The sequence below is a fragment of the uncultured Phenylobacterium sp. genome (assembly GCF_902826855.1).
Taxonomy (GTDB): Bacteria; Pseudomonadota; Alphaproteobacteria; order Caulobacterales; family Caulobacteraceae; genus Phenylobacterium.
In genome coordinates, this window is the sequence record NZ_CADEGK010000159.1 from 1 (window position 1) to 7,017 (window position 7,017).

At 67.9% G+C, this 7,017-nt stretch carries 6 protein-coding genes, 1 tRNA gene and 1 pseudogene (1 of these 8 only partly in view); 3 read left to right on the plus strand and 5 right to left on the minus strand.

All coding sequences use genetic code 11. The features are described from left to right. The first annotated feature begins 46 nt into the window (after window positions 1-46). Window positions 47-421: a hypothetical protein gene (locus QZV94_RS18480; RefSeq protein WP_293680147.1), complete on the plus strand. Its 375-nt coding sequence runs from the start codon at window positions 47-49 to the stop codon at window positions 419-421. A 519-nt stretch (window positions 422-940) separates the two neighbouring features. Beyond that, on the plus strand, window positions 941-2,011 hold the full coding sequence (locus QZV94_RS18485; protein ID WP_293680149.1) for a hypothetical protein: 1,071 nt from the start codon (window positions 941-943) through the stop codon (window positions 2,009-2,011). Window positions 2,012-3,300: 1,289 nt separating this feature from the next. On the opposite strand, the gene QZV94_RS18490 is transcribed toward QZV94_RS18485, so the two are convergent. The 5 genes from QZV94_RS18490 to hemC all read right to left on the minus strand — a co-directional run bounded on the left by QZV94_RS18490 (window position 3,301) and on the right by hemC (window position 6,341). After that, window positions 3,301-3,376: transfer RNA gene (locus QZV94_RS18490), tRNA-Thr, on the minus strand. 49 nt (window positions 3,377-3,425) lie between these two features. Beyond that, complete coding sequence (locus tag QZV94_RS18495) at window positions 3,426-4,373, minus strand: glycosyltransferase (RefSeq protein ID WP_293680150.1); 948 nt, start codon at window positions 4,371-4,373, stop codon at window positions 3,426-3,428. Between the two features lie 5 nt (window positions 4,374-4,378). After that, on the minus strand, window positions 4,379-4,570 hold the full coding sequence (locus QZV94_RS18500; protein WP_293680152.1) for a hypothetical protein: 192 nt from the start codon (window positions 4,568-4,570) through the stop codon (window positions 4,379-4,381). Next, window positions 4,570-5,274 (minus strand): uroporphyrinogen-III synthase, encoded by a 705-nt coding sequence (locus QZV94_RS18505; RefSeq protein WP_293680155.1) that lies wholly within the window; start codon window positions 5,272-5,274, stop codon window positions 4,570-4,572. The genes QZV94_RS18500 and QZV94_RS18505 overlap by 1 nt, the downstream gene beginning before the upstream one ends. Before the next feature lie 92 nt (window positions 5,275-5,366). After that, the gene (gene hemC, locus QZV94_RS18510) at window positions 5,367-6,341 is read right to left on the minus strand and encodes a hydroxymethylbilane synthase (protein WP_293680159.1); all 975 of its coding nucleotides are present in this window, start codon (window positions 6,339-6,341) and stop codon (window positions 5,367-5,369) included. 72 nt (window positions 6,342-6,413) lie between these two features. Here hemC and tsaD point away from each other — a divergent pair. After that, window positions 6,414-7,017, plus strand: a pseudogene (gene tsaD / locus QZV94_RS18515) (tRNA (adenosine(37)-N6)-threonylcarbamoyltransferase complex transferase subunit TsaD); it runs 485 nt beyond the window's last position.

Here is a 7,017-nt window from a genome sequence, read left to right on the forward strand (position 1 = left end):
GGGACGGACCTGGGCCCCGGCAAGGCGCCCGGGTCAACGTCCTAGCATGCAGGCGATCCACTTGGTGTGTCGCCGCGAGGGCGCCCTACTGAAGAATTTGAGTCCCATCGATCCTGTCAGGGGCCGCTATCGTTCGGGCTTCTGGAACCTAGGCCGCGAGACCGCGCAGGCTCTGGTCGGCGGCTGGGTCTATTTGCACGAGACAAAAGCAAGGCGATCAGCGTTCGGCGGTAAGGTCTTACGGTGGCGTGAAGTGCTCTACCGCGGCGAACGCCTGGTCGAGTTCGACCTCCAGTACACACCCAACGTCCGCGAGCAGAAATGGCGCGGCGAAGCGCACGGCAGGGCTTGGACTGGCGGCTTGGTCGTCGCTGACCTGGCTCACGAAGAGCCGGATCGCTCCGAACCTGGCTGCGGCTAGGGTCGGCCCCGCCGCGAGTTCCACGACCGCCCCTGAGCGGGATCCCGGCTCGGGCGATCTTGCGAAGCGGGTCGTGATGACCCGCGATCTGCGCGGAGCCGAGCGGCGCAAAACGGTCTGGGCCGGGCGGCGGTTGCAATCGGCTGGGTGCGCGACTGCCGGGCCGAAGCGGTTGCGTTCCTGACTTCGTGCTCGTCGGACCTATCGCGGGTTCCGTGCCACAGAGCCGTCCGAAGAGTCCTGAACGCCCGCAGGCGCCGGTTGATCAGCAAATGCTGGCTTGGCATGCGTGAAATCGTTGGCAGCCCCACCCACAGAGCGTCCCGCTCTGAATGTCCTCCCGAAATCCCCGCTGCGGTTTTTCCGTCCGGCTTGCTATTGCCTTGCCTGAATTTGATCAATGGCAGCCTCATGTCGCACGTACGCCCTCATCCATTCGACCAGACGTGAAGGACTTGTTCAGTCGCTCGGACCTATGAGTGAGCAGGGTGCAACACCTCGCGTAGTATGGAGGCAAGCTTGATCGGCGGGACTTTCTCCTCAGCCTTGGCGCTCGACGTTGGGCAAACCCAAGAGTCGGCAGGAGCCGTTTCGCTTGGCGCACCGCTGATGGGCAACATCGATTTTGCCCAAGACGTGGATCTCTTCAGGGTCGATCTCCTGGCCGGCCGCTCCTATCGCTTCTATTTGGAAGGCGTGGATACCAACGCCGGCACACTGGTCGACCCTCTACTCGGCCTGTTTAGCGTCCGCGATGGAGCGTTGGCCTATGAGGCCACATGGGACGACGACGAGGCGACGCTCAACAGCGCCGGCGTCTATGCTGCTGCGGAGTCTGGGCGTTTCTATCTCGCTGTGAAATCCTTCGACGACGAGGTTGGTAGCTATCGGCTCACGTTTGTCGAGGCCCGCACCAGCGCCGTCTTCGACACGGCCGCGGCCAATATCCTCCGATCCACGTCCGCGCTGGTTATCGATGACGTCACTCGGGAGTTCGCCGCCGGCGACTGCACTCAGGATGAGGCGATCGCACGCCTGGTTCAGGCTGCAGACGCTACCACGTCGGTGGCGACGCTGAGTTACCAGTTCTTCACCGGAGAAATCCCCACGGCCGCCGGTCTAGACTATCTCGTCTCGCCCGGTGGCCCCAACCCGAACAACCTCAACAGTGCCTACTTCCAGTCGTTCAATCTCGAAAACCGCTACATCAACTTCGCAGTTGGCTTGGGAACGTTCGGTGAGGGCAAAGTCCTCTTCACGGCCGAATACGCCGCTCTCAGCTTGGCCGGGGCAACGAAGAAGGCCTACGGCGAGATCTTCGGAGCCGCCCCGTCCGACGCCAAGGTCGCAGCCATCCTGTCGGGCGGCCGGGACCTCTACTTCGCAAGTTACGGCGGTGATGGCGCCGACGGCATCGGGACTAAGGCCGCAATGGTGGGTTGGTTGCTCGCCGAGGCGGAGAAGGCCGACCTCGGCGTTTATGCGAAATCCAACGCCGCCTTCCTCACCGACCTCGCCGACGGTGCGACCTACAACGTTGATATCGTTGGGACCTATGCCAGGCCGGAGTACACGTACCTCGAAGGGTAGGCATGCGCGCAAGGCGTGGTCCCCCGGCAACGTCCGGCGGAACTCGACTTCACCTCAGTAGGCAAGACACGGCAGACGGACGGCGTATGCCTGTACAAGCTGCGGACGGCGAGGGCTTGTCTATGGGCGGCGACTGCCACCACCAGCGACCATCTCACGCGCGCAGAGGCCCCGCCCATCGCCTTGCCGGTCAGGGGCACGCGCTTGGGGAAACTCGACCGCGCTCGACCTCAATCCACCTCCTCTTGTATCGGCCCGCCGACAGCTTTGCCGAGTCCGGGCACGGTCTGACGGAAAGCCTCGGTGAATCGGGCGACGAAGCGACATGGGCCTTGAAGGGGTCATGCCAGGAGACGCTTCACAGCTCTCGCTGATCACGACCTCTCGCCGCCCAGTGTTGAGGCTGGGGCTGTCGAGCCAGGCGGCTTGTTTCCGCATTGGGGCCTTGATGCTCAGTGTCGCGACCCCGGGCCCTGTCCCCCATCCCACGACGGTCCGCGTCGGCAGGTGCGCGTGCCGCGTTGAGTGCGAGCTTCGATCTGTCTGCTCGATGCGCAGCCAATCGCCGAGCCGGTTGAGGGGTCTGGCTGACATCGCGCAACGGACCAGTTGCCTTGGTCGCCAGGGTGACGACGTAGTCCGGCCCCGTCGGGTTGGACGAGAACAGGCCCACGAACCGGCGACCACCCGGAGACGGATCCGCTGCGCTGCGGCTGCGGTCGGCTTGTGGGAGGCGAACCGTTTTCGACTTGCGCACACGACAGCAGAGCAACACCGTCGACACACAGGAGAAGGCGCCTTCGGACAGGCTTCAGCGCGACGTGACCCATAGTCTCTCCTGACGGTGCGCGGTGAAGTCCGCGTGGACACGTCGTCCGCTCTCCGTCGCCCACGCCGCGCTGCTGCTTACCAGTAGCATGCCAGTCTCTGAAATCCTCGCGCCCGGCGTCCCTCGTCCGCGATGTCTGACCGCGCAACGCTGCCCGTGACCCCTTGGAGCAGGACTTCGATGGCGACGAGGCCGGTCGACCCGAGAGGGTCAGATCCATTGACGAGGACTGCACGGGAAGAAATCTTCAGGTGGTTTCAGCGCCGCCTAACGTGAGCCCTGAAACACCTCGCGGAGGACGATTTCGCCTTTCGGCGATGGCTTCCGCGCCGCCAAAAGCAGCGATGACTGGCCTCACGCAAATGTGTGAAACGGCCTGGAACCGTGTCGTTCTGTGACCTATGTGTGACCTAGCCTGCTTAAGCTTGTTCCCAGAATGTCTCTAAGTCATTGAAAAGAATGGTGCCGCCTAGGTGACTCGAACACCTGACCTACGCATTACGAATGCGCCGCTCTACCGGCTGAGCTAAGGCGGCCCGTTCCGGGAAGCGGGCTTGTACATTCGACTGGCGGTTTTGGGAAGCGTCAGCGGGTCGCGGGCGTGACGCCCATGGCCTCGCGCCAGAACAGGTCCAGGGCGGTCACGAAGCTTGCATGGGTCCACTTGGCGGCCGTGACGCGGGCGGCGTGTCGGATGAGGTGCGCGCCGGCTTCGTCCTGTTCGGCCATGGTGCAGGCCCGCGCCAGCGCAATGGCCGCGGCCTCGCAGTCGTCCTCTCCGACCCAGAGGCCGTTCATCGTGGTCGTGTACTCCCGCGGTCCGATGCCGGTGAAGCCGGCCACCAGGCACCCGCAGGCCATGGCCTCCAGGATGGTCATGCTCATCCCCTCGAGCCGGGCGAGGCTCAGGAAAACCGAAGCGCGGCCAAGGGCGGCGGCAGTCTCGGCCTCGGTGCGCCCGGCGATGACGTCCCAGGTCCAGGCGTCGGCCCCCGGATGCAGGCGGCCAAACATGTGCCGCACGGCAAGGGCCTCCTGCCGCCGCTTGCGCGGGATCGCCGCAATGGTGCGGGTCTTGGGCGCCGGCACGAAGAGCCGCTCATCGGCAAAGGCGGGCACCGTGCCGATGAGGTCGTGGTCGAGGTAGCGGGAAATCCAGAGCGCCACGCCCGGACTGCACGCCATGAAGGTACGGTATCGCGCGCGGGTCTGCGGGGGTAGGCGACCGATTCCCTGGGCGGCGGCCATGTAGGGGTTCTGGCAGAACACCACCTTGCGGTTCGGGACATCCGCGAAGGTCGCCATCGCCTCGGCGGCGTCCTCTGGGAACACCAGGATATCGTCGGGGCCGGGCGGCCCGCTGGCAACCTCGACGGGCGCCTTGTGCTCGAACCAGTCCGGCGAGCCGCCACCCGCGGCGCGCACCACCGCATCGTACCCTAGGCCGACCAGGGCCTCGACGTGACGGAAGCTGACCTTGTTGCCGCCGGTCGTGGCCGAGGCCGCGGGCGTCAGGTACACGATGCGGGGCAAGGCGGCTATTTCACCTCGCCCGGCGCCGCGGCGGGCGGCTTGGCCACCCACACCTTCGGGCCCAGCAGCGCGACGCCCGCGCCGGCCAGCACGCAGAGCATCGCGCACGCGAGCACGGCCCAGAAGGCCGGGCCGAGCAACGGCCGCGGGCGATGGGAGGCCAGTTCGTCCGGCAACTCCGGTTCGCCGGTCGGCACTACGGCCGCCGCTCGATCAGGTTGAGCAGCGCCCCCTCCAACGGAAAGGGCGGGAAGACCTTGCCGGCCATCGGAACGCGCGCCAGCGGCTTGACCACTGCCTTGGAGAGCCCAAGCGCTCGCATCTTGGGCGCTGGATACGCCTTCAGCAGCTTGGCCAGCACCTGCGCGGCGCGGGGTGAGTGCAACAGCACCGCGTCGCTCTTGCCCAGCGCTTCAGCCGCTGCGGCCGCCAGTTCCACCGGAGCCGTTTCGTACAACACCAGCCGGCGGGCATTGACGCCGTGCTTCTCCAGGGCCCCTGCCAGGTCGCCGGCCGGCTCGGCCGCGCCCGGGTGCAGCACTGCGCCGCGCAGTTCGCCGCGGCGCACCGCGATCCCCTCGGCCAGGGCCTCCACGTCGCCGTCCGCCGAGAGCACCGACTTGAACCCGGCCTGCCGCGCCGCCAGGGCCGTTGCGGCGCCCACGGCGAACACCTTCAGCCCTCGCTCGCCGCTGGCGTCGGCAAAGGCCCTCACGCCGTTGGCGGATGTGAAGGCGAGTGCGCCCACGCCGCGCAAGTCGACCACTACGTCGCTGAGCATCTGGACGGCCAGCAGCGGCGCGACCACGGGGTCATGACCCAGCGCGCGCACCCGCTCCGCCGTCGCGTCCGCGCCGGGCTGCGCCCGCGTGATCCAGATCCTCTGCCGCCGTCCCGCCATCGCGCAACTCTGTCGCCGCTTCAGTCCGCTTGGCAAGCGGGGCGGCGCGAGCGCGGTCAACGTTGTCCACGAATGAAGGCGAATGCGCCTCTTCAGAGGACGATCGAGTCCCCCGCCTCGTCCTTAACCGCCTGGCCAAGCGACAGGCCAAGGTCGCGGGCGGAGGCCATCGGGTCGGACAGTTGCGAAACCTCCGTCGAGCCTGCGCGGCGGTAACGGAGCGTCCCGTCCGGCGACAGGGCCTCGACGATCAGCTGCAGTGAGCCGCCCTCCAGCCAGGCGTGCGCGCCGATCGGGGTCTTGCACGACCCCTCCAGGGCCATGAGCGCGCCTCGCTCGGCGGCGACGCACAGGGTCGTAGGCTCGCAGCGCAGCGCCGCCAGCCAGGGCAGGTCGCGATCGGCGTCACGGGTCTCGATGGCAAGCGCCCCCTGACCGGGCGCGGGGGGGACCTCGCGCGGATCGATCAGGCTCTTCGCCTGGTCGTGCAGGCCCAGGCGGCGCAGGCCCGCGTACGCCAGGAGGATCGCGTCCGCCTCGCCGCCCGCCAGCTTCGCCAGCCGGGTGTCGACGTTGCCACGCAGCATCTGCACGTCCAGGTCCGGCCGGCGATGCAGCGACTGCGCCTGGCGGCGCAGGCTGGCGGTGCCCAGGCGCGCGCCCTGCGGCAGGTCCTCCAGGGTGGCGGCGTCGCGGCTCAGGAAGGCGTCGCGTGGGTCCTCGCGCTCGGGAATCGCGGCGATGCAAAGGCCCGGTGGCAGCGCAGCCGGCATGTCCTTCATCGAATGCACCGCACAGTCGATGCGGCCCGCAATGAGCGCCTCCTCGATCTCCTTGGTGAAGAGGCCCTTGCCGCCGATCTCCAGCAACCGGCGGTCCTGGATCCGGTCGCCGGTGGTGGTGATCACCACCAGGGGCGCCGCGCGGTCCACCGCGATGGCATCGTCAGGGTCTGCCCCGAGCAGCGCGGCGATGCGGCGCTGCATGTGGCCCGCCTGGGCCAGGCTGAGCTTGGAGCCGCGGGCGCCGATGCGAACAGGACCGGGGGCAGGCTGTTGCGTGGGCACGGGCGGCGGTCTACCTGCGGGAACGAAAAGCGTATGCGGCTGCTACAGGAGCGCGCCGCCACCGGCAACCGGATGACCAACAGCCACATTGCCTTCCAGACGGTCCTCGGCATCGAGACCAGCTGCGACGAGACCGCCGCTGCGGTCGTGCGCCGCCACGCCGACGGCGGTTGCGAGGTGCTGAGCTCGATCGTCGGCAGCCAGATCGCCGCGCATGCGCCCTATGGCGGCGTGGTGCCTGAGATCGCCGCCCGAGCCCACGTGGAAAGCATCGAGGCGATCGCCGAGGCGGCCCTCGCCGAGGCGGGGCTCGGCTATCACGACCTCACCGGCGTCGCGGCCACCGCAGGACCGGGCCTGGTGGGCGGGGTGATGGTCGGGCTGTCGTTCGGCAAGGCGGTGGCGTTGGCCCGCGGCCTGCCGCTGGTGGCGGTGAACCATCTGGAAGGCCACGCGGTCTCGGCGCGGCTGGGCGGCGACGTCGCTTATCCGTTCCTGCTGCTGCTGGTTTCGGGCGGACACTGTCAGCTCCTGAGCGTCGACGGCGTCGGGGCCTGCCGGCGGCTGGGCTCCACAATCGACGACGCGGCGGGCGAGGCCTTCGACAAGATCGCCAAGGCGCTGGGCCTGCCCTATCCCGGCGGCCCGGCGCTGGAGATTCTGGCGCAGGGCGGCG